Consider the following 22,139-nt stretch of genomic DNA (forward strand, 5'->3'; position numbering starts at 1 on the left):
CGCCGTCACAGCGCTATTGGCTTTATTAGCCCAGAGCGCTTTGAGGCAAGAAATGTATGTTAGTGAACTGTCCGAAGTTGGCGGAGGGGATCATTTCTGATTGCTCAAAAACTAACTCATGGCTTCGCCGAGATTTGAAAGGAATCTTACACTTACATGGGGCTTTTGATGAGCCCAATACTTGTGTTCTGGGTATTAGGGATTATGAAAAAGTTCTGCAAGATGATGTTCGAGATCTTTTTCAAAAAAACTTGGTAGCATTTAATCAGTTATTATTTATCGGCTGTGGAGATACTTTATCTGATCCAAATTTTTCTGCACTTATAAATTGGATGCGGAAAAATTTAAAAGGTGCGACTCCAATTCATTATGCATTGACCCTTGAATCTGAGGTTCAAACAAGACATCAAGATAAGGATTGGTCGGGCTTTGTTGAGCCATTAAGTTATGGTGAAAGCTATGATGATTTATCTGGGTTTCTAACCAAGCACTTCCCTGTTGGCATGAAAAAGAAAGCGTTAAGAAGAAAAGTTTCAGTGGACTCTAACTCTATAATACAAAACTATCGGAATTTCTTAGTACGTGATTGTGGACAGATGACTCTAGAGGGTGTTAGTTCGGATATGGAGACAGGGCAGCGGAAGTTTGATCTGGAACGTCTCTTTGTGCCCTTGAATGTGTCGATGTGTCCTCCCGTATTTCCACTTAATGACCCAAGTGCGCAAGAGAGTTTAAAAATTTGGAATGAAAAATTTGGAAATCCGATGCCGTTTGGACAAGGACTTTCTGAATACAAAAGAATAGCACTTTTGGCGCTTCCAGGGGGTGGTAAAACATTGCTCTTAAAGCGTTTGGCAGTAGCTTATTCAGATCCTACTCGTCTTGCTGCCACTTCAGATATGCTTCCAAACCTGGATTTGCTACCAGTTCTTATCCGATGCCGAGAGTGGCGAGATTATATTCGGAAGCCGATTCAAACACTTTTAAAAAATGTTTCTGAGATAACTGGGCAGGCTAATCTTGTGGGGTTTTCAGACGCGTTGCAACCAATGCTAAAAAAAGGAAAAGTTTTATTATTAGTTGACGGACTTGATGAGATTCACAATGATGCTGATAGATCAATTTTTGTTGACCACGTTGAGTCCTTTTTGACTGACTATCCCAAGACTCATCTTGTGGTAACCAGTCGAGAGGCCGGCTTTAATTTGGTCGCTCCGACCTTGTCTCGTTTTTGTGAACGTTTGCGTATCGCTCCCTTGGAGCCTGAAGCAATTACATTACTATCGGATCATTGGCATAGACTAATGGTTGGTGATTCTCCTGAAGCAATTAAAGAAGGGAATGAGGTCGCTAAAGCTCTTTTAAATCGAAGTTCACTTCGGCGACTGGCAGAAAATCCATTGCTATTAACTATGCTGCTTGTTGTAAAACATGGTGCGGGAGCATTACCTCCAGATCGTGTCACCCTTTATGAAAGAGCTATTGAGGTTTTGCTCGATACTTGGAATATAAAAGGACATGAGCCTCTAAATCATAAGGAAGCTGTGCCGCAATTAGCATTTGTTGCTTATCATATGCTTTGTTCAGGTAAGCAAACAGCTACGGAAAAAGAGCTCCTTATTTTATTGGAAGAAGCGCGTGAAAGGCTTCCAGTTATTAGGCGTTACGCTAAAGATAGTCCATATGATTTTTTAAAGCGAGTCGAACTGCGATCAAGTTTGTTGCTAGAAGCTGGGCATCAACTTGAAAATGGTCGAGCAGTGCCATTTTACCAATTTAGGCATCTTACTTTTCAGGAGTATTTAGCCGCTATTGCTGCAACAGAAGGGCATTATGAAGACTATAGACAAGAGGATACAGTTTTAACTCCCCTTCAAAATTATATCTCATCTCATGAATGGAAAGAGGTGATTCCTATGGCTGCCGTTTTAGCAAAAAAACGAGCAGAACCTCTATTAATTGATTTAATTTCAAAAGGAAATGAGTTAAAAAGTTCTTTGCATGTAGACAAAATTTCGTTAGCTTCTTCTGAGGATAGGAATGAAGTAGCCGCTATTCCTATTGGGATAATAGCTCAATGTATTCTTGAGGAGGTAGAAGCTTCTGTAGAAACAATTAACTCAATGTTGCATCTGATTGCGTTTTTCGGGCGCTGGCAGACAGATAAAAATATTTTGGAAACTATTGGAAAGGGCCCATACAGCAGAGAATTATATGCGCAAGCTTTTTCACTTTTTGAGGCGATGGATTGGCATGGTCGTGGAGGATGTATGAATACCTGCGCCGCAATCGCAGTTTCTAGTCATTCAATCACGTTTTGGGAGAGTGATGCTGGGATAAAACTGATTTTATCGTTAATGGAATCTAAAGAAAGAGTTAATGTGAGCTACGGTTTGCTGATTTGTATGGGTATGCTTTGGGTTAGTGTTTTTGACAATGAGACGCTGTTTTCCAAACTAAGTGGCATTATTCCACTAGAGCAAGTTCATAGGCATATTACGAGTGATGATCCTGTCATTTGGGGGCCTGCAATGTGGATTGCGAATCTTATTTGGAGTCGTGATGCACATAGAAATTATGAGGAACTTATAGATCTGAAAATTTTGGATTTACATTTGCAGCGTTTAATAGAAAATGATACGCCCTTACAGCATTTTATTGCTCATGGAATGGCGTCACATATTGGTATTGAACGGGATTTTTGGCGTCCCGTCCTTAACGAATCTCAAGTAGAGAGAATTATTAAGATGGATTCTGAGGCTCTTGAGGATAGCTTTAATACGGATGCGCTTAAAGCAGCGTTATTTTTTATAGCTTTCCACTCTAGAGCTGTCTGGAGTGATGAGGAATTACTCTCACGCTTCCGTGATAGGAAAGCCGCGTCTCGATATTTGCGGGGTACTTTTATTAAAAACCATAAGCTTCAAGATGTTTATGTTGCGTTAGGAGGTGATCCCGCAGAATTTGAAACGCTAAGTAGCATTCAGTAATACATGTGCTGAAGATCGTTTAATATTGACGTAATTTTCCGTTATTACATTTCATAATTAAATAAGGCGGCTAAAAAGCTGCCTCAATTTTATCTGCTCTGCCTATTAACAATATCCCTAACCCGAAACAACAAATCCTCCAAGCCCGCAATTGCCTGCGCAGGCAATTCCACCTCTTGAGTGATTTTCTCGCAAAGTGACTGCAGCAAAACAATCTGCTCTTGCAGTTGAGTGGTTTATTCTTCTTGTGTTTTTTTAGGAGGGTGTCGAATAAGCCCAAAGTATTAAGCTTATTCGACGAGGTGGATCAGTGAATACAAAAATCTTTAAGTTTGTCTTTTGCGTTAGCGTTTTCCACTAAAGCAAGTGTTGATAGTTCAGTGATGATTTCATCTTGAACTTTTCTGATTTCCAATTTCTCTGAAAGGCCATCGACAGTTATTAATAGTTGGCCGTTCCAGCCTACTTTATTCCTAAGTCGATTGAGTTTTCCTATCCATTGTTCGCTGTGGCTGTAAATGTCATTAATTTTTGCTTGGCCTAAATGCAAAGGCTTAATGGCTTTTACGGGTTGCGCGTTAATAGTTTGAACCAATGGCAATTGGACAGAAACAAGACTAGGGTTTCCAATATGGTCTTCTTTGAATGGGGCTTTTAATTCAAAGGTTTTGACCAAATCTTGAATCCGCTTCACCAACTTTTGCTCCGGGCTTTCATTGCGTAAAAAACCAAATTCAACGTAATGGCCGAATAAAGTAATTAATTCTTGCTCTGGATTATCGGTTAAGCGACCTCTCGGCTCGCTAAAGCGAATAATGGCTTCGCGGGGATGCACGGTAAAATTAAACGCATTGAGCAACTGATCTGCTGTAGCGTCAGCATTCAATTTTTGAACGCGCTTTAACTCCGCTTCAATCGTTGCTACCGCTTCGCGATATACGTGATGCTCAAGGCCTTGGAAAAAATCGGTGTAGCGTTTGTATTTCTGTGTTTCGAGTTTGTAAATCCATTGGCCAGTTTGCGGGCATACCAGTAGGACGCCAATATTGGCAAACTCGCCTGTTTCGCTATAAGGCAGGAGTTGTATCAGGGCATAGCGACATGCAAATTTTTTCATTCTGCCCTCCAAAAATCGTCGGTTGTACAACGTAATAACTGATTTTTCAGTTGGTTAATATTCAGTGTAGCTGGCATGGTCTGTTCTACATCTACCCATTGCCACTCATCCGGCATGGATGCCAGCGCTTGGTCAAGCGCCGGAAGGGCGGCTTCCAATTGCTGTTGGTAGGAAGATCGTGTTACCAAGTCAGATGAAATGGTATCCCAATGGTGGCCAAAAATGTGGCTGTTTATAAAACTATGGGCATTGAATTCTGGATCAAATGCCAAGTTGTGGTCAATGACCGCTATACGCTGGTACGCACTGTCCCACAGCAAATTCGGATTGTGATTGCCTCGGTCGTCATTGCGTATCCACCAGTCAAAAATTAATAACTTGCGCTGCAGTTCGTTATCTACTTTGGGTTTGTTTGCCTCTTCGAACCAAACTGCCAGAGGCACTTCTTGAGAGGCTAACCCCAAACCCACTCCAATAGACCGCAAGTTTGCACTGGTTACACCGAGTAGTTCAGGTGAAATTTCCGCCAACCGAAAGTCAGGTATTGGAAGCCCAAATGCCCTACCCAAGTGAGCGCAAATCCATTCATTAATACGGGTTGGCAAACCAGACTGCCTTCCTTTGACATAGTAATTTAATCCGACTTCACCAACACACAAATAAGGCTCCGAGCGTCCTTGGGATGCTTGTTTGGAGATTTCAATAATCTGAATTGGAGTGTGGAGCATCCAGCGTCCTCAGTTTTTGATATTTATTTGCCTGACCTGCATCGTATTCGATCGAAAAATGTTTATCCATCGTCTGTGCAATCGGACACATCTGAAGATTACTCTAACAGCTGTTAGATGGGCTAACTTCGTCTTAATGGTTGATTTTCCACCACCTCAATGCTACAACTGTCCTTTGTCCTAAAACAAAGGACGGTCGCGTTTTGATGTTAGCCACTAAGGGTTCGAGCAATGAAAAGCCAAGACATACTGCTTATGCTGAAATTGATTAGCATGGAAAAGTCGGGTGCGCCTGAGGCGGATTACAGTGTGCGTCAGTTGGAGGCGTTTACTGGCATCAGCAAATCAGAGCTCAGTGCGGCGCTTAATCGTTGTATTCGAGTGGGGTTGGTTGCACGTGACCATCAAACCGGTATACCGAAAGTAAATCGCAAAGCGTTGTTAGGCTTTCTATTAAATGGTATTCGCTATGTATTCCCTGTAAAGCCCGCAGAACTGGTGCGCGGAACTCCTACTTCTTTTGCGGCGCCAGTGATGGAAGGAAAGGTAATGTCTGCTGGGGACACAATTAATGTGTGGCCCGATGCAGCGGGTAAAACTAAAGGGCAGGCGATTGCTCCTTTATTTAAGTCTGTGACTACTGCTGCTAAAGCCGATCCAAAACTTTATGAGTTATTGGCATTGGTCGATGCTGTACGTATAGGAAATGTGCGAGAAGCTCAGCTCGCCGCCCAATTACTCGAAAAGGAATTTTTTAAGTAGACGTGCAAAGCAGCAAAACCGTATGTAGATTATTGAGCAAATAAAAAATGATAGAAATCAGCGCTACCAATGATGCCTTTAAAATAAACGATACTGCTTTTTCCTTTCCCATCGATATACAGAGTTTACAAAATGTGGTCGGCGAGGCGCGGTATACGAAAACCAAATATAACCATATCTACACATGGGACGAGCTGGGGATTTTTGTTAGTTCAAAAAATGGAAAGCTGGTAGAAAGTTTGATGGTGTGTATGGTGGTTAGGGATTATGCGTATATGCCGAGGCAGGTTTTCCCTGGCCGCCTTACCTTTAATTCGGAAGAAGCCGTCCGATACTATTCAGAAAATAAGAATAAAAGAGTTAAATTATTCAAAGGTGATAAGAGTGGGGCTTTTGTCACGAGTGTGGTGAGTTATTGGTATGACATTGATGAGGGTGTCATTTCGGCTATCCAAATACAGGCGCATAACCCTGATGAGTACAAAGTTCATATTCCACTGCCTATCAGTGACAAGCATAAGCATCTGCAGTCACTGTGGGACAACTGGATTGAGGAAATCAACAAAATCATTCCTGATGATAATGAATATTACAATTTGGATCACGGCATTGCAGAAGGCGATATCAAAAAGCACGCGCAATTAAATGAAGAGATTAGCATTCCGGGCGAGCTGATTGATTTTTACAAAATAAGAAATGTGATCTATAACCCTGTGACCTCTGCGTTTAGCTTTTCTCCTTGCGGAGTGGGGCAATATGACTTGATACCATTCCAGGATATAAAACGGGAATGGGATGATATTCAGTCTTTACAGTTTGGCGACGATATTGAAGCAGATAGTTTGGATGATTATTCTGAGTTAGTAAGCGCCGATGACTATGCAAATCCAAAATGGGTGCCTTTTGCATCGGATAGAAACGGCAATTACCTTCTTTACGATACAGACCCCAGTAGCAAAGGCGTTTACGGGCAGATCATAGAGCTGCAAAACGAGAGCTGGGAGCGTAATGTGGTGGCGGATTCACTCAAGGCCCTGATGCAAGATGAGATTGATTTACTGAAAGCTGGCGACATAAAAAAATACGATTTTATCCTTGGTAAATAATGATTGGGCGCACCGGCAAATACCAAAATGAAGAGCGGCTCAAAAAGCCGCCTGACTTTTATCTACGCTGCTTATCAATGATCCCCCTAACCCGAAACAACAAATCCCCCAACCCCGCAATTGCCTGCGCAGGCAATTCCACCTCTTGAGTAATTTTCTCGCAAAGTGATTGCAGTAAAACAATCAATTGGCAGCTCTTGCCCAGTATTAGCCTAGTCAATTCCGGAAAACGGCCGCATAATCTGGAAAAGAGCCGCTTGGTATGTTTTTATGAGGAAAATTACCGCTATTGCTCATCGGCATCTCTTGTGCGGCTATTATTCTCATAAAAATGCTATTTACGGCTGTATTTCGCGGTTTGCGGCCATTTTCCGGATAGATAAGGGTTAATCCTATGCCAGATTTTGTAGGCTACAGTGCGTTAATCGAAGCTTACGGTTTACGTGCCTTGCCTCTTGTCACGCGCGCGCGCATTGATGCCCGCGTAAAAGGGCGCCAAAGACAGCAGATCGGTGGGCAATGGTTTGAGCTATTTGAGCCTGGCTATCAACCAGATTCGGGTATAGCGGGGCAGCTGCAATTTGCCTTGCGCTACGAAGGTATTAATTTGCAGGTATTGGCGCTCTTGTTTGACGTGCAACAAAGCACCGCTCAAGAGGCTTTGTGCCAGTGGTTAACTTCAAGCCCAGAATCGCGCTATGCGCGAATCGCTTGTTTTCTTTATGAGTGGCTAACCACGCAAGTGCTCCCCATACAAGACCCGGTATCAACGCGTTCGCGTTATGTTGCGGTAGTGGATTCTGCGCAACAATTTGCCTTGTTGGATGGCGAGCGGGTAGCGAGGTTTAGAGTTATTAATAACTTACCAGGTGACCGGCAATTTTGCCCAATGGTGCACCAAACCAGCTACCTACAAAGCATGGTAGCAAAAGACCTGCAGAATAAAACGCAACAAGTATTGGCGTCTTACGATCAAAGTCTATTAACTCGCGCAGCCGCTTTTTTGTATTTAAAAGAAACCCAATCTTCATTTGAAGTTGAGCGAGAAAAACCATCACCTCAGCGTGCGCAACGCTTCGCTGATTTATTGCGCCAAGCCGATATTCGCGCCCCGTTAACACAAGATCGATGCGTGGAATTACAAAACGGGGTGCTAGACCCACGGTTTCACGAATATGCCTGGCGCAGTCGGCAAAATTGGATTGGTAAAGATCTAAGCTTTCGCGCGCAAGTCGATTTTGTACCGGCGCGGCCAGAAGATGTCGCAAGCCTGATGGAGGGTGTCTTAGCGCTGCCAGAACGCGCCATCATGCGAATAGATGCCGTGGTTTTGGCCACATTTATCGCCTTCGGTTTTGTTTACGTTCATCCCTTTATGGATGGTAATGGCCGGATTCACCGCTACCTAATACATGATCTACTCGCTAAAGCCGATTTTACGCCGCGTGGAATTGTCCTGCCTGTATCGGCAGTCATCCTCGCCAACTTGCCAGACTATATAAATACCCTTGAGCAGTTTTCACGGCCACTGAATCAATTGACCGAGTTTAATCCGGAATTGCCTGATATGCCTGCAACCGGTAATGACGCCGTTTATTATCGCTACCCTGATTTTACTGCGCAGGCAGAATTTCTGTATCGCGCGCTAGAGCGCACAGTGGAAGAAGATTTGCAGCATGAAATCAATTATCTGCTGGGGTTTGATAAAGCCTACACAGCACTCAATGCCCAGTTAGATTGGCCGCCGCACCAGTTAGAAATATTTATACAAGTCGTACACAGCAATGGCGGCAAGCTTTCAGCCAATAAACGTAAAAGCCATTTTTATTGGATGCAAGAAACAGAAGTTCAACAGGCAGAAATTGCCGTGCAACAAGCGTTTGATTTGGTGATTGCGTAATAAACCTGCACGTTAATATCGTGCGCGAAAATCTATTGCCCTTACATAACAAGGGAACACTAACTCCATTTTTTCCCAGAGCGCCGAAATAACCCGTGACTACACACAAGAACCCTTCAGTCGATAAACCTGTGATTCTTAAACAAGGTCTACATCCTAAAAATCTGCATCGACATGGATACGACTTTGAATTATTAGCTAACACTTATCCGCTACTGAAAACCTTTGTAGCAGAGAATGCTTATGGAAATCTTTCAATAGACTTCGCAGATGCTAATGCCGTTAAGGCGCTGAATGCAGCGTTGTTAGAGCAGTATTACGGAATTGTTGGTTGGAGAATTCCCGCGGGTTTTCTGTGCCCGCCAATTCCTGGCAGGGTGGACTACGTGCATTATGTTGCTGACTTGCTCGCGGAGGGCGATAAAAAAGTTGGTGTGGGCAGTGACATTAAGTTGCTCGATATAGGCACCGGCGCTAACGGAATTTATAGTTTGCTGGCGAGCAAGGTGTATGGCTGGCGGTGTGTTGCCAGCGATATTGATCCGCAATCTCTCGCGAATGTGGCGGCGGTTATTGATCAAAATCCGGGTCTGAAGAGCGCTATAGATTTACGCCTGCAGCCGGAAAAATCGCGAATTTTCGCTGGCATTATTCAGGCGGATGAAAAATTTGATGTGAGTGTCTGTAATCCACCTTTTCATGCCTCATTGGCGGATGCATTAAAAGGGAATCAACAAAAGCGCAATAATTTAGGTGTAGGCGCAACATCATCCGCTTTAAATTTTGGTGGTCAAAATGCCGAGTTGTGGTGTAAGGGCGGCGAGCAAAAATTTTTGCGCACGATGATTAAAGAGAGTCGCGAGTTCTCAGCTCAGTGTCGCTGGTTTACCTCGCTTGTGTCTAAAAGTGAAAACCTGGCTCCGGCGAAAAAATTACTGCGCAAGCTTGCTGCAAGTGATATTCGTGAGATTGAAATGAAACAGGGCAATAAGATCACGCGGATATTAGCCTGGACCTTTGGTTAGGCTATTAATCCCGCGCAAAAAAAAGCCCTCGGCGTTGTGCGCGAGGGCTTGGTAAGCGATTAAACAAATAAATTATTTGTTTAAGAAAGAATCCACGGTGTTGATTTCCATGCGGTTGGTTTCGCCTTTGGGTGCACCAGGTGCGCTTTTCGCGATAACCACCAAGCTATCGTTGGTTAAGGTTTTATTTTCCAGCAGCGGAGTGATTGAGGTCTTGATGATAGACGCGCGCTCTGGCGCATCTACAAGATAGGCATGAACGCCGTAACTTAACGACAGTAAACGCAACGCACCAGGGGTATAGCACGCAGCATAAATAGGTGCTGCAGGGCGGTGAGAGGCGATTTGGCGAACCGTGGAGCCGGTAGATGTCGGCACTATGATCCCGTCAACTTTAAGGTCGCGCGCAGATTTTGCCACTTGCTTACAGATGTACTCTTGCAGGTTATCGGTTTCGGAATCGAAGTTGATGCCCTTGGCAGTTTTTTCTTCAACGTGAGCCGCGATACGCGCCATGGTTTCTACCGCTTCAAAAGGGTAGTCGCCGTAAGCTGACTCACCGGAAAGCATTAATGCGTCGGTACCGTCTAAGACAGCGTTAGCTACGTCCGAGATTTCTGCGCGGGTTGGGCGCGGGTTTTGGATCATACTTTCCAACATTTGTGTGGCGGTAATAACTGGCACGCGGGCTTTAATACAGCGCTGGATGATGTCTTTTTGTACCAGCGGTACTTCTTCACCGGGGATTTCGATACCCAAGTCACCACGGGCAACCATTACGCCGTAAACGACTTCTAAAATCTCGTCGAGGTTCTCGACACCTTCGCGGTTTTCAATTTTAGCGATGATTTTAATCGACGAGTTTTTCGCATCAAGAATGTTTTGTACATCCAATACATCTTGCTTGTTGCGCACGAAGGAGTGGGCGATAAAGTCTACGCCAGCGTCAATCGCCATTTCGATGAAGGTCTTATCGCGCTCGGTCACCGAAGGCAGTTTGATGGCAACGCCAGGGACGTTAACACTCTTTTTCTTTTTGATTTTGCCGTTGTTCAGCGCCGTCGTGTAAAGGGCGCCTTCGTCTTTGCTGTCAACTACCAGCTCTAACAGGCCGTCATCGATCAAGATGTGGGCACCCACGGGAACATCTTTCACAAAACCAAGGTAGTTGACCTGCACTGCTTCGCGAGTGGTCGGTACGTCCAAGCCATCTGCACGGAAAGTGACCTTGTCACCGGTTTTGATGGTTAAATCTTCCTCAATTTTGAGGTTGGTGCGCATTTCGGGGCCTTTGGTGTCCACCAGTACCGCTAGTTTTTCACTGACTGCACGGACATTCTCGATCACTTTGGCCGTGTCTTCCGGAGTTTGGTGGGCTGTATTCAAGCGGATAACGTTGACGCCACGTTTATACAATTGGGTAATAAACTCAACATCGCCTTTGAGGTCGGAAACTGTAGCTACAATCTTGGTCTTTTTAGTCATTTTTCTATTCACACATTAGAGTAGGTAAAATTAGTAGTGCGCATTCTACCTCAAAAACACCATTATTTTTATTTTAAGCATCAGGGTTAAAGCTTGAGCTGATCATTTCACTAAAGTCATCACCCCTCCAGCTGCCAGAAATAATCCCCACGAAAGCGCAAGCAAAACCCAAGGTAAACGAGATTGCACGGGTGCATTGTTAACTTCTTCGCTCTCATCCCCTGATTTTTGTTGTGTTAATTGGTTTGATAGCTGTTTTACTTTTTTAACGCGCTTATCCAACTCCCGTGTTTTTTCACTCTGCTGCCGCAAAAATATTTCCATTCCGCGCTGGATACCATTGGCGATAGCTTTGGTTTCAACCGGTGTTTGGCCTTCGGTTTTGATGGTATTGGCGATTTTTATGGATTCGGCGCGCAGGTCGCGCGCGGTTTTTTTCTGTTTGGTCTTAGGGGTTGCTTGGGTCATGAGTGTGCCTCATTTAATTGCAGTGTTTATTTTTTGCTGGCTAGACTAACGCCGCCAATAACTAGCCCGGCACCCAGTAATTGCGCCAGAGTAATTTGTTCGTGCAGTACCAGTGCGCCTAAAAATAAGGTGATTACCGGGCCTATGCTGCCAAGTACTGCAGTTTTGCCGCTGCCGATAAGGCTAATGCCTTTGTTCATTAGAAAACTGGGAATCACTGTGCAGAAAAAAGCCAGTAACAGTGCGAGCAGATACACCGCGTTAGGTTGCTGTAATTCAGCGAGGTCACCAATAGTTGCTCCGTGCAAGAGTACCCCTGCGCAGGCGGAGAGCATGGCGTAGCTGGTGAAGCGGCTGGCGCCAACTTTGCTAATCATATCGCCAGCTAATACCACAAATAACGCAAATGAAATTGTGCTGAGCATGACTAAACTTGCGCCCAGCAAAGTGAGATTCCAATCGTTGGTGAGGCGCAAATCTTGTACAAATACCAATAGCATTCCACTGTAGGCAATGGCGAGTGCAATTTGTGTATTTCGGGTAATTTTTTCTTTTTTCCAATAGGCGAGCATGAGTAAAACCAGTGTGGGATACACATATAAAATCAATCGCTCAAGCCCGGCCGAAATATATTGCAACCCCATAAAGTCCAATAGGCTTGAGGCGTAATAGCTGAGCAATCCCAATCCGGCGATTTTCCAGCCATCACCCTTATTTAACGGTGTCAGTTGTTGTTTGTGTAACCAGAGCGCTGTGGCGGCGTAAAAGGGCAGGGCAAATAACATGCGCAAGGTTAATAGCGGCGTGGCGGTAATCCCGTATTGATAGGCGAGTTTGATTAGGATGCCTTTGCTGGCAAAACAAAAAGTGCCGGTAAATACACAGATAATGCCAAGGAGCCGGGGTGATAGGGGCAAAGCAGACATGTGAGTGTTTTTTCAAAAAACGGATTGCAACACTGCCATAGATTGTCTGGGCTGGCAAATGCAATTGACGTGATTGTGCGGACACCTGGAAGCGTTGTGGATCTAGGTGTGGTGCATTGTCTATCGCGCTCTTACCAAATACTGCCCACTTAATAATGTTTCATCTACCACGTGGCCAACGCTGTGTGAGGGATAGATTTCAGTTAGATACACGTGGCCTTTGCGTTTGACTAGTCGCGTGTCAAAGCGTTGATATTCTCCTGAAATTGATTGGTATACCAATTGATATAAATCCAGCGTGTCGCCGCTGTGCATGCCGTTATTGGTGCCGCTATGAATAATCACTTGTTGTTGACCTGGCGATGAATCTACTCGTGCCATATAGGGCTGGCAGTTAATTGTGCTCGCCATATCGTCGCTGGCTTTGGCAACTAGATGCTGTATTTGAATGCCATAATCTGTTTTCCAAAAACCGGGTGAACCAAAACCCATTTGGTTGTCGGGTGATGCTTTCCATTTGCCATAGGTTCGATACTGGTTGGAGAAAATAATTTGCCCGGTAAAACCGTCGCGAATTTCCACAGTGAAACTAAATACACGGCTGCGTTTATCCAGTGGTGTATTGATATGCAAAAGATTGTGCGCGCCGCTAATAAAGCGGGTGAAATAACTTGGATTTTCTACTGTGTTAGGGAAGGTCATGGTCATATCATCTACTTCGCCACTCACAAAAAACTGGACGCGGTTTTGCTGTGATATTGCCTGTACTTGTGCTGCAGCGCTTACTCCGCCTAGTGCTTTTGCACTGCCAAACGATTCACGCAAATAAGTGGGGGTCAGCATGGAGTGGCGGTTGCGTAAATTGGCACCAATTAACATCGGCAGATGTTGTTCTACCTGATGCAAAGCACCCAGACGGCTGGATATGGGTACCGCTCGCGGAAAACTGACAAACGCAATCGATTTTTTATAGTCATTATTAAAAGGCTCTGGGCAGAGGAACTGGCCATGGGTATTGATTGGGGCTGCTGCGCCTGCCGGACTAGCGATAGCGTTAGCGGAGGGGTATTGATCAACAGTGTCGCTAGAGCTTGGCGTATTCGATTTGCAAATAGAAAAAAAATTGCCGCATCCACTGATACTTACGAGTATTCCACACCAAATAAAGACTCGCAGCATGCGCTGGCCGGTCATGGTGAGTAAGTGATATCGATGTGGTTGTTTTAACATCGGCCCCTTCCATATTCATTAATTTAAATGAGCAGTTACGCCTTTATTGCCTATGTACATAAATAAAATGCCAAATCAGCATTCAGAACAGGTGTACTAAGCTATCGACTAGTATTGGGAAAGCTTTAGTGCTATCGAATTATTGTCTTTTGGTTGATTTTTGATCTTTTTTGCCATGCTGATATTCAGTCAGAAGTAGCGCTTTAAGGCCAGCTGAGTATTGGCAGTGGGCGAGGTCGCTGCCAATAATCATGAGTTGATGTGCTGTTTATAGTCCAACACCAGCCTTTAGCTAGAAAGAATCTTCAGTGCAAATCTCAAGTTAAATTATCGTAACTTATTAGAGGATTTTTTATTCTGCTGTTGCTATCTATCCATCCTTTGCTATAACAAATTCATGTAAAACGTTTTTGTTGGTGCATCCAGTCTTTGTATAAGTGAGGGTATTGTGGACTTAAAAAATTTAATCGATAACGCACAGAAGTTGCCAAATATTCCTAAAGTGGTTCAGGAGCTGATAGAGAGCTTTGGCGATGAAAATATCAACAATGATGAAATTGCCAAAAAAATCAGTGCCGATCAGGTACTTACGGCAAAGGTTTTGCGTGCAGCTAACTCGGCGCATTATGGTGGCAACCGCAAAGTGGGTTCGGTAAACGATGCGGTGTTTGTATTGGGTTTTAACGCGGTGCGTACGTTGGTGTTGGCATCGGGTATGACCGGTGCATTCAAAGCGCCGGAAGGTTTTGATTTGCCCGCCTTCTGGCATAACAGTTTTGCAGTGGCCAGCACCTGTAAATGGTTAGCAAAGTTTTCCAAAGATGATGCCGAGACGGCATTTACCTGCGGCATGATCCACAATATTGGTGAGTTGCTTATTCATATTCTCTTGCCGGAGGAATGCAAGGCAATCCAAAAGGTTGTGGATCGTGGTGCGCGTAATTCAGATATCGAGAAAAATGTGCTCGGCTTTAACTTCCCGGAGGCGGGTGCTGAATTAGCTAATCGCTGGAAGTTTCCCGATGCGATTGTAGCCGCGATCAACTACCAGCTAAATCCTGCTGCTGCCCCCGAGTTTTCTCGCTTCGCAGCCTTGATCAATATTGCCGATTACATTGTGCACGAAAATGAAAAAGGCAATAGTGCGGCATTGATGGAGCATTTCCCCAATGATCTGGCAACGCAACTAGGCATTAATTTGGCGAAATTGACGGAGCGAATTGATGAAACCAAAGATTTGATTGGCGGTTTTGATGATTTATTGCATTGAGATATTGTGTTGAATTGAGTTGTATTAAGCAGTAAAGACAATAAGCGATGGTGAGAGAGAAAGCCCGTGTCGACCACGGGCTTTTTTTTGGCTGGATTTTAGTGGCAGGCTTGCAGCGCATCTACAAAACAAGCATCGATTTCCTGTGGTGTAGTTTTACGTTTGATCGCCTCAAAAAAAACAGTGGCTTGCGGATACTCGCGGCTTAAATACATCAACCATTGTTTAACCCGGTTGCCGCAGTTTCGCTCGCAGTAAAGTGGCGTGGTCAGTTTGTAGTAGTCATAGAGCATATTACAGATGTGGCTCCAGCTAAGCGGAGTGTAATCTTCTCCTTTTATATGCGCCTTAATCTGGCGCGCGAGGTCAGGGCAGGCAAGTAGACCCCGGCCGAGCATTACATCGGCTCCATTCGATTGTTCACGGCAGCGCAAGTAATCGGCTACTGACCAAATTTCGCCATTGGCCACAACGGGAATTTTCAGCTCAGCGCGAATGTCGGCAATGTAATTCCAATAGGCGGGCGGTTTGTAGCCATCCGCTTTGGAGCGCGCGTGCACGGTGAGTTCATCGGCACCGGCGGCCTCTACAGCGCGGGCGTTATCCATATAACTGCTGCGATCCTCATACCCCAAGCGAATTTTGGCGGTGACGGGAATTTCGCGCGGCACGGCATCGCGCACGGCTTTAATGATCGAATACACACGATCCGGTGTGCGCAGTAAACAGGCGCCACCTTCGTGGGAGTTAACCGTTTTTGCCGGGCAGCCGAAATTCAGGTCGATTGCTTTGGCGCCATAGCGAACCAATTCCAGCGCGTTGATCGCCATAGGCTCGGGCTTGCTGCCGAGCAGCTGAACGCGTACCGGAGTTCCGTTCGGGGTTTTGCAATCGCTTTCCAGCTCTTGCGCGTACTTATAAAAGACCTTGTAGGGAAGTTTTTGGTCGGTAACGCGGATAAACTCGGTTACGCAGCCATCCAATCCACCAATACGCGATAATATGTCGCGTACATGATGTTCAACAACGCCCTCCATCGGGGCCAACATAATGCGCATAGGTTTGCTCAGGTTCGTTCAAAGGGCGGCATTTTAGCCGGATTTGATTGATAATTTGTTCTACTCTGCGTAGATTGCGCGGCCTTTTGCGGGTAAAACCCATCTTTTTACTGATTATCGAGGTTCTTAATGACGCAGCCTGTTTTTCACGACCTGATTAGCGATAGCCAATTGCGTAAAGCGATTGATGTATTGGGTTACGAACAGCCCACGCCAGTACAGCTTAAAGCGATTCCGGCGGCGGTGGCAGGGCAGAACCTCATTGTCAGCTCCAAAACCGGCAGCGGTAAAACGGCGGCGTTTTTATTACCCGCACTGCAAGCGATTCTCGCCAAACCGCCGGTGAACCCGAGTTCTACCCGCATTTTGATTTTGACTCCCACCCGTGAGCTGGCTCGCCAGATTGTGAAAAACGCGGAACAACTGCTTAAGTTCACTGGCTTGAAAGTAGGCATGGTGTGCGGCGGTGAAGAATTAAAGTATCAGAAGGCGATGCTGCGTAAGAATCCTGAAATTGTTGTGGGTACGCCAGGGCGTTTGGCGGAGCATATCGCCCATAAATCTACCGAATTTTCTGGCTTGGAGTTTTTGGTGTTGGATGAGGCGGATCGCATGCTCGATATGGGGTTGAGCGAAGACGTACTGAAAATCACCAATACTTGCCGCACCGAACGTCAGACATTTTTGTTCTCCGCCACCATGGAGCAAAAAGGTCTGCGTCATTTGATTAAACAGGTAATTCTCGGTGAGGCGCAGGAAATTTATATCGACGAAAAACCCAATGCTATTAATCAGCAAATGTTATTGGCCGATGATTACAAACATAAAGAAAAATTGCTGGTCGCGTTGCTGCAAAAATCGACCTTTGAAAAAGTCATCATCTTTACCAATACCAAACTTAAAGCCTCTCAGTTAGATAATTTGTTGCGCTATAACAAATTCCGCGTGGGCACCTTGCATGGCGACATTACGCAAGATCAGCGCAAAATTACCCTCGATCATTTCCGTATGGGCAGAACAACGGTTTTGGTAGCGACGGATGTGGCGGCACGCGGGCTGGATATTCCCGGCGTAGAGTTGGTAGTGAATATGGATATGGCGTATTCGGGCGATGAGTATCTACATCGCATCGGCCGGACAGGTCGCGCCGATAACGAGGGCAGGGCAGTATCTTTGGTGGACGCAAAAGAGTGGAATCTCACCAAAGGTATCGAACGTTATTTGGGGGCAACGTTCGAGTTAATTACTATGCCGGGTTTAAAGGGTAAATATCAAGGGCCAGATAAAACTAAATCGTCCGGAAAATCGGTTGGTACTAAAAAGAAAACGAACGCAAAAGATAAAAAGCCAGACACTAAAGCACCCAAAGTGAAAGTGCGCGAGCGCGACAAGAAAAACATCGGCAATCGTCGTGTACCTACAGCGCTTAAGGCAGCGGTTACGGTCGATGGTTTTGCACCGCCGAAAAAGAAAATTACCAAACAAGTTGAAGATAACGATGAGTAAAGGTGCTGCGGTTGTGTCTTTGCTTATGCGCTATTCTCATGTCAATTTTATTTCAATTAAGAGATTGACCGATTTTTAAAATAAGCCTAGTATCAAGTTAAAGGTGGTAAATAGATGAGTAACCACCTGATTTTCTTTAGTAGGTTCTGGCCAGTGTGCCAGCGTCACCTAACTGTCACAGACTTTTGTTTTATTAGAAGTGCTCTACAAAAAGTGTTTTGCTTAAACTGTTTTATTGTTTTTAATCAGCGATTGAAGTGTAAATAAATCAACAACTGATCAATAAGTGATAGAAGGGGGTAAACGACACAAATATCATTCCATAGAAAATTGCGTTCTCGGGTAACTTCACGATATTGGGCTTTTGCGAAACCGCCCGTATTATTTTCAGACCTGAAGGGGATTATTCTTTATGGCAAGAAAAACGCATGCCAGACGTAGTGCAAACCATCACTCATACGATGATACCAGCTACCCAGCATCGCGACATAAATCGCGAAAAAATCAACGTAGTGATGACAACATTGTCGAAATAAAATCCCGCTCGCAGCAAGTCGAAACAGCTTACTCTCCCCCTCGATCCCCCCAACCACTTCGCGCCAAAACAAAATCCCAGCAGCAGTACATCAATGCGATTAATAGTCACATGCTGACCTTTGGTATTGGCCCTGCCGGTACGGGTAAAAGTTATTGTGCAGGCGCATTGGCGGCAGAGGCGTTAGAATCTGGCCGCATTGAGCGTATTATTCTTACGCGCCCAGCGGTTGAGTCGGGCGAGAATCTCGGTTTTTTACCGGGCGATCTCGATCAAAAATTTTCTGTCTATATCGATGCCTTCCGCGATATTTTAAATGAACGTCTCGGTGCTGGTACCGTGGAGTATTGTTTGCGTCATGGTCGTATAGTTGCGGCGCCGCTCGCTTTTATGCGCGGCAAAACCTTTAATAGCAAAACCTTTGTCATTTTTGACGAGGCGCAAAATGCCAGCCCGGCGCAAATGAAGATGTTCCTCACGCGAATTGGTGAAGATTGTAAGGTCGTTATTAATGGCGATATCAACCAAAGCGATATTCGCGGCCCCAATGGTTTGGAGCATGCGGTTAATTTGTTGGATGGTTTGGCCAATGTCTATGTGCATGAGTTTGAGCGTGAAGATATAGTGCGCAGTGGTTTGGTGCGCGATATTATTGATCGCTACGAAGTGCCTGACGAAAATTAATCTACTTCAGGGCGCCTAAGCAATTTAATGAATTGCTAAGGCGCCCTTGTCTTTTGCATCTGACTTGCTAAATGATGAGTGAGTCGGCATTCTGCGCGCTTATTTTTTACGATCATTTTTTGGTTTTGTGATCATCACTTGCTTTGATAATTATTATGAAAGATTTGCGCTGCCCGCTGTGCCATCACCCATTGCTGCAAAACGTCCAAGGCCTTGCTTGTATTAATCGCCATCAGTTTGATCGCGCGAAAGAGGGCTATTTCAATTTATTGCCAGTGCAGAATAAGCACTCGCGTGAGCCGGGTGATGCTAAAGAGCAATTGCAAGCGCGCCGCCAATTTTTACAAGCTGGTTTTTTTCATCCGCTAAAAAAACGTTTGCAAGAATTATTGCCCGCAACAACCGCGACCTTGCTTGATATAGGTTGTGGCGAGGGTTATTTCACTGCGGGTTTTTCTGATGCTCTGCCCCAAGCGCAAGTGTATGGCATTGATATCGCCAAAGCCGGTGTGCGTCTTGCGGCAAAAGCCGCGAAGGATAAGACTGGCTTACTCTACAGTGTGGCTTCCAGTTTCGCCTTGCCCTTTGCCGATGAGTCTATGGATGTAGTAACTCGCATTTACGCGCCTAGTAAAGACACAGAGTTATGCCGTGTAATAAAACCCGGTGGTAAGTTAGTTATAGTCACTCCCGGTGAAAATCATCTATTGAGCTTACGCACACGCATTTATGAAGAAGTGCGCCCACATTCCCGGCCAATCACGCCTGAAGGTTTTGTGTTGGATGAACATCATTGCCTGAGTGGTGATTTACGGATAAAAGAGCGGGACATGTGCGCTGCGCTTTTGGAGATGACGCCTTTCGCATGGAGACTGGCTCCAGAGTTAAGAGCCTCGATTCTCGCTAATGAATTGCGGGATACACTGGATTTCGCAATCAGCTCTTATAATAAAAAGTAAAATAATTAATGATATTGATAGCTTATCTATCCATGCGGTAATTAAAAAGTGTGACTTTCATCACTCTTTTTTGCGGCGGTTGTGGCCTAAAGCATCAATGAGTTATGATGAAATGACTATTGCTGGTGGCTTTTTGTGCCACCCAGGGCATTTGCTAGTCGAAAAACTGTCCTTATCGCTACTGATATTTACTAATAAGGTTATGTTCAAAAAATCTTGGATTTTGGTAATTAAATGCAGGTAGATTGGCCGCGCATAGGGGTATTTTGCTTGGTTGAGTTCGATAGGTGAACTCTATGATCTGGTAGCTCATTGGTTGAAGCATGGCGTTTACAGTTAGCTTTACACATCTTATGCGCTACTAGAGTAGTTTTAGATTTTTTATCGTGTGGTTATGTGCAACCCATTTGGAAAAACGTCAATGATTCCTTCGTTTAATATTCGCCCATCACTTTTACATCCTGTATCGCTAATCGCCAATTCCTTTGTGTTCTTCTCGATTTTAACCTTTACTGGCCAAGTTGCAGCGCAGTCGGCGGGTACAGTTAAAGAGGCTGCTTTACAGGCGATAGAATCCAACCCTGATGTACAGGCTAGCTGGCATGAGTTTAGTGCTTCGATACAAGATGTCCGCGTCGCCCGTGCAGGTTATTTACCTAGCGTTGATATAGGCGCATCGACCGGCAAAACCAACCGCGATTACGATGGCCGCGCGAGCTACACCAATAATCAAGCGCAAATTACCCTTAGCCAAATGTTATTCGACGGATTTCGCACTGCTGGTGAAGTAGCTCGTTACGATAGCGCGCGCTTGGTGCGTTATTACGAGTTATTAAATACGCTGGAAGTTACGGCGTTGGAAGCGGTGCGCGCCTATGAAGATGTAAAACGCAATCGCGATTTGGTGAGTTTGGCGCGCAATAATTATGTCAAACATCAAGAGGTTTATAAGCAAATTGAAGAGCGCGCTGATTCTGGCGTTGGTCGCCGTGTTGACTTTGAGCAGGTTGCAGGTCGTTTGGCGTTAGCTGAGTCGAATTTATTAACCGAAGCCTCTAATTTGCACGATGTGACTGCGCGCTATTTGCGTGTGGTGGGGCAATTACCGGCGGAAGATTTAGCAGCGGTTGAGCTTACACAACAAAAATTGCCCGATAACATTCGCGCCGCGTTAATGCTGGCTTATCAAGGTAACCCGGGTTTTCATGCAGCGATTAAAAACATTAGCGCCGCACAAGCAGCGGTGAAAGTGGAGCGCGCGGGTTATTATCCCAAAGCCGAGCTGCGCGCCCGTCAGGTGACTAGTCGCAATCAAGATGGTTTTGATAATCGCACTGATCCAAATAATTACGGTGATGAAAGCGCAGTAGAATTAGCGCTGACTTACAACTTATATAGAGGTGGCGCTAATCGTGCGGCGGTGCGTCGCTCGTTGGAGCAAGTTAATCTGGCAAAAGATTTACGCGATCAGGCTTGTGTAGATTTACGCCAGAACACACAAATTGCCTTTAACGATGCCAAGCGTATTCGCGAACAACTTACTTCTTTAGAGCAGCATCGTCTTTCAAGCGATAAGGTGCGCGCAGCCTATTCTGAGCAATTTAATATTGGTCAGAGAACCTTGCTCGATTTACTCGATGCGGAAAATGAATATTTTCAAGCGAGCCGCGCACTGATTATTGCCAATGGTGATTTGGAAATGGCGCATGCGCGCTCGCTTGCTGCAATGGGTAGCTTGTTGCCTGCGTTGGGTATAGTGCGCGAGGGCTTAGGTATTTTGCACGATACAAAAGTAAATGATTCGCTCAATATCACTGAGTCTGCCTGCCCGGATATTGCGCCTGTCGCATTAGGGCGCGACGATTTGATTAGCGAGTTAACGCCCCTGGCAGGTGATGCCTTATTTGATGTGGGCAGTTCGCAATTAAAAGCCGGTGCAACGCAAAAGTTAGATCGTTTAATCGCCGACATCAAAGCCACGCCAAAAGTAGTGCAAATCAGTATTGAAGGACATACCGACAACACCGGTACGGATGCGCTCAATATTCCATTGTCCAAAGCGCGGGCTCAGCGTGTGCGGGATTATTTTGTGTTAAATGGCTTAGAGTCAATTCCAATGACTGTCGATGGTTTTGGCGCAACTCGCCCGGTGGCAGACAATACCAGTGTGGCAGGCAAGGCCGCCAATCGCCGTGTTGATGTGACTGTAACGCGCAGCGAGTGATTTGCGCAGCGAGTTTTCGGGCTTGCTACTCAAACCGTTAATCGAAAACGCATCAAATTCCAGTAATTTGGTGCGTTTTTTTATGCACTAAGATCAAATGCCAAGTAATGAAATTGCGCGACTAGTCATGGCCATCTATATTACAGGGGCTTTTGTTTTGCCCGCT

The 22,139-nt window shown here is 45.2% G+C and carries 17 protein-coding genes; 10 read left to right on the plus strand and 7 right to left on the minus strand.

The annotated features are described in order from the left end of the window. The first annotated feature begins 56 nt into the window (after positions 1-56). Positions 57-2,990, plus strand: coding sequence for an SIR2 family protein (locus AWU77_RS03335; protein WP_062059269.1), 2,934 nt, complete (start codon positions 57-59; stop codon positions 2,988-2,990). A 307-nt stretch (positions 2,991-3,297) separates the two neighbouring features. Here AWU77_RS03335 and AWU77_RS03340 read toward each other — a convergent pair whose 3' ends face one another. After that, positions 3,298-4,107, minus strand: a complete 810-nt coding sequence (locus tag AWU77_RS03340) for a DUF3037 domain-containing protein (protein ID WP_062059273.1) — start codon at positions 4,105-4,107, stop codon at positions 3,298-3,300. Next, complete coding sequence (locus tag AWU77_RS03345) at positions 4,104-4,835, minus strand: HipA family kinase (RefSeq protein ID WP_062059276.1); 732 nt, start codon at positions 4,833-4,835, stop codon at positions 4,104-4,106. Before AWU77_RS03345 ends, AWU77_RS03340 begins: the two co-directional genes overlap by 4 nt. A 231-nt stretch (positions 4,836-5,066) precedes the next feature. On the opposite strand from AWU77_RS03345, the gene AWU77_RS03350 reads away from it, so the two are divergent. The 4 genes from AWU77_RS03350 (at position 5,067) to rlmF (ending at position 9,628) form a co-directional block, all read left to right on the plus strand. Then, entirely contained in the window at positions 5,067-5,597 is a 531-nt protein-coding gene (locus AWU77_RS03350; protein ID WP_062059279.1) for a helix-turn-helix domain-containing protein, read from the plus strand. Between the two features lie 47 nt (positions 5,598-5,644). Further along, a complete protein-coding gene (locus AWU77_RS03355; protein WP_062059282.1) occupies positions 5,645-6,703 on the plus strand; it encodes an SMI1/KNR4 family protein in 1,059 nt (352 codons plus the stop codon). Between the two features lie 394 nt (positions 6,704-7,097). Beyond that, the gene (locus tag AWU77_RS03360) at positions 7,098-8,603 is read left to right on the plus strand and encodes a Fic family protein (protein ID WP_062059285.1); all 1,506 of its coding nucleotides are present in this window, start codon (positions 7,098-7,100) and stop codon (positions 8,601-8,603) included. Positions 8,604-8,698: 95 nt separating this feature from the next. Beyond that, on the plus strand, positions 8,699-9,628 hold the full coding sequence (gene rlmF, locus AWU77_RS03365) for a 23S rRNA (adenine(1618)-N(6))-methyltransferase RlmF (RefSeq protein ID WP_062059288.1): 930 nt from the start codon (positions 8,699-8,701) through the stop codon (positions 9,626-9,628). Positions 9,629-9,700: 72 nt separating this feature from the next. Here the strand turns inward: rlmF and pyk are convergent, their stop codons facing one another. The 4 genes from pyk to AWU77_RS03385 form a co-directional block, all read right to left on the minus strand. Then, the gene (pyk, locus tag AWU77_RS03370) at positions 9,701-11,113 is read right to left on the minus strand and encodes a pyruvate kinase (protein WP_062059291.1); all 1,413 of its coding nucleotides are present in this window, start codon (positions 11,111-11,113) and stop codon (positions 9,701-9,703) included. Between the two features lie 102 nt (positions 11,114-11,215). Beyond that, on the minus strand, positions 11,216-11,581 hold the full coding sequence (locus tag AWU77_RS03375; RefSeq protein WP_062059294.1) for a DUF2956 family protein: 366 nt from the start codon (positions 11,579-11,581) through the stop codon (positions 11,216-11,218). Positions 11,582-11,607: 26 nt separating this feature from the next. Then, positions 11,608-12,507, minus strand: coding sequence for a DMT family transporter (locus AWU77_RS03380; protein WP_062059297.1), 900 nt, complete (start codon positions 12,505-12,507; stop codon positions 11,608-11,610). 120 nt (positions 12,508-12,627) lie between these two features. Beyond that, entirely contained in the window at positions 12,628-13,737 is a 1,110-nt protein-coding gene (locus AWU77_RS03385; protein ID WP_062059300.1) for a flagella assembly protein FlgT middle domain-containing protein, read from the minus strand. Between the two features lie 448 nt (positions 13,738-14,185). Here AWU77_RS03385 and AWU77_RS03390 point away from each other — a divergent pair, with 448 nt between their 5' ends. Continuing rightward, positions 14,186-15,007, plus strand: a complete 822-nt coding sequence (locus AWU77_RS03390; RefSeq protein WP_062059304.1) for an HDOD domain-containing protein — start codon at positions 14,186-14,188, stop codon at positions 15,005-15,007. A 98-nt stretch (positions 15,008-15,105) separates the two neighbouring features. Here AWU77_RS03390 and AWU77_RS03395 read toward each other — a convergent pair whose 3' ends face one another. Then, entirely contained in the window at positions 15,106-16,065 is a 960-nt protein-coding gene (locus tag AWU77_RS03395) for a tRNA-dihydrouridine synthase (protein WP_062059307.1), read from the minus strand. A 129-nt stretch (positions 16,066-16,194) separates the two neighbouring features. On the opposite strand from AWU77_RS03395, the gene AWU77_RS03400 reads away from it, so the two are divergent. The 4 genes from AWU77_RS03400 to AWU77_RS03415 all read left to right on the plus strand — a co-directional run bounded on the left by AWU77_RS03400 (position 16,195) and on the right by AWU77_RS03415 (position 21,973). Beyond that, entirely contained in the window at positions 16,195-17,571 is a 1,377-nt protein-coding gene (locus AWU77_RS03400) for a DEAD/DEAH box helicase (RefSeq protein ID WP_062059310.1), read from the plus strand. 412 nt (positions 17,572-17,983) lie between these two features. Next, a complete protein-coding gene (locus tag AWU77_RS03405) occupies positions 17,984-18,790 on the plus strand; it encodes a PhoH family protein (RefSeq protein WP_062059313.1) in 807 nt (268 codons plus the stop codon). A gap of 155 nt (positions 18,791-18,945) precedes the next feature. Next, a complete protein-coding gene (locus tag AWU77_RS03410) occupies positions 18,946-19,749 on the plus strand; it encodes a putative RNA methyltransferase (RefSeq protein ID WP_062059316.1) in 804 nt (267 codons plus the stop codon). Between the two features lie 421 nt (positions 19,750-20,170). Then, entirely contained in the window at positions 20,171-21,973 is a 1,803-nt protein-coding gene (locus AWU77_RS03415; RefSeq protein WP_084617995.1) for a TolC family outer membrane protein, read from the plus strand. Positions 21,974-22,139: the final 166 nt, after the last annotated feature.

Source organism: Cellvibrio sp. OA-2007, assembly GCF_000953825.1.
In the GTDB taxonomy this organism is placed as follows: Bacteria; Pseudomonadota; Gammaproteobacteria; order Pseudomonadales; family Cellvibrionaceae; genus Cellvibrio.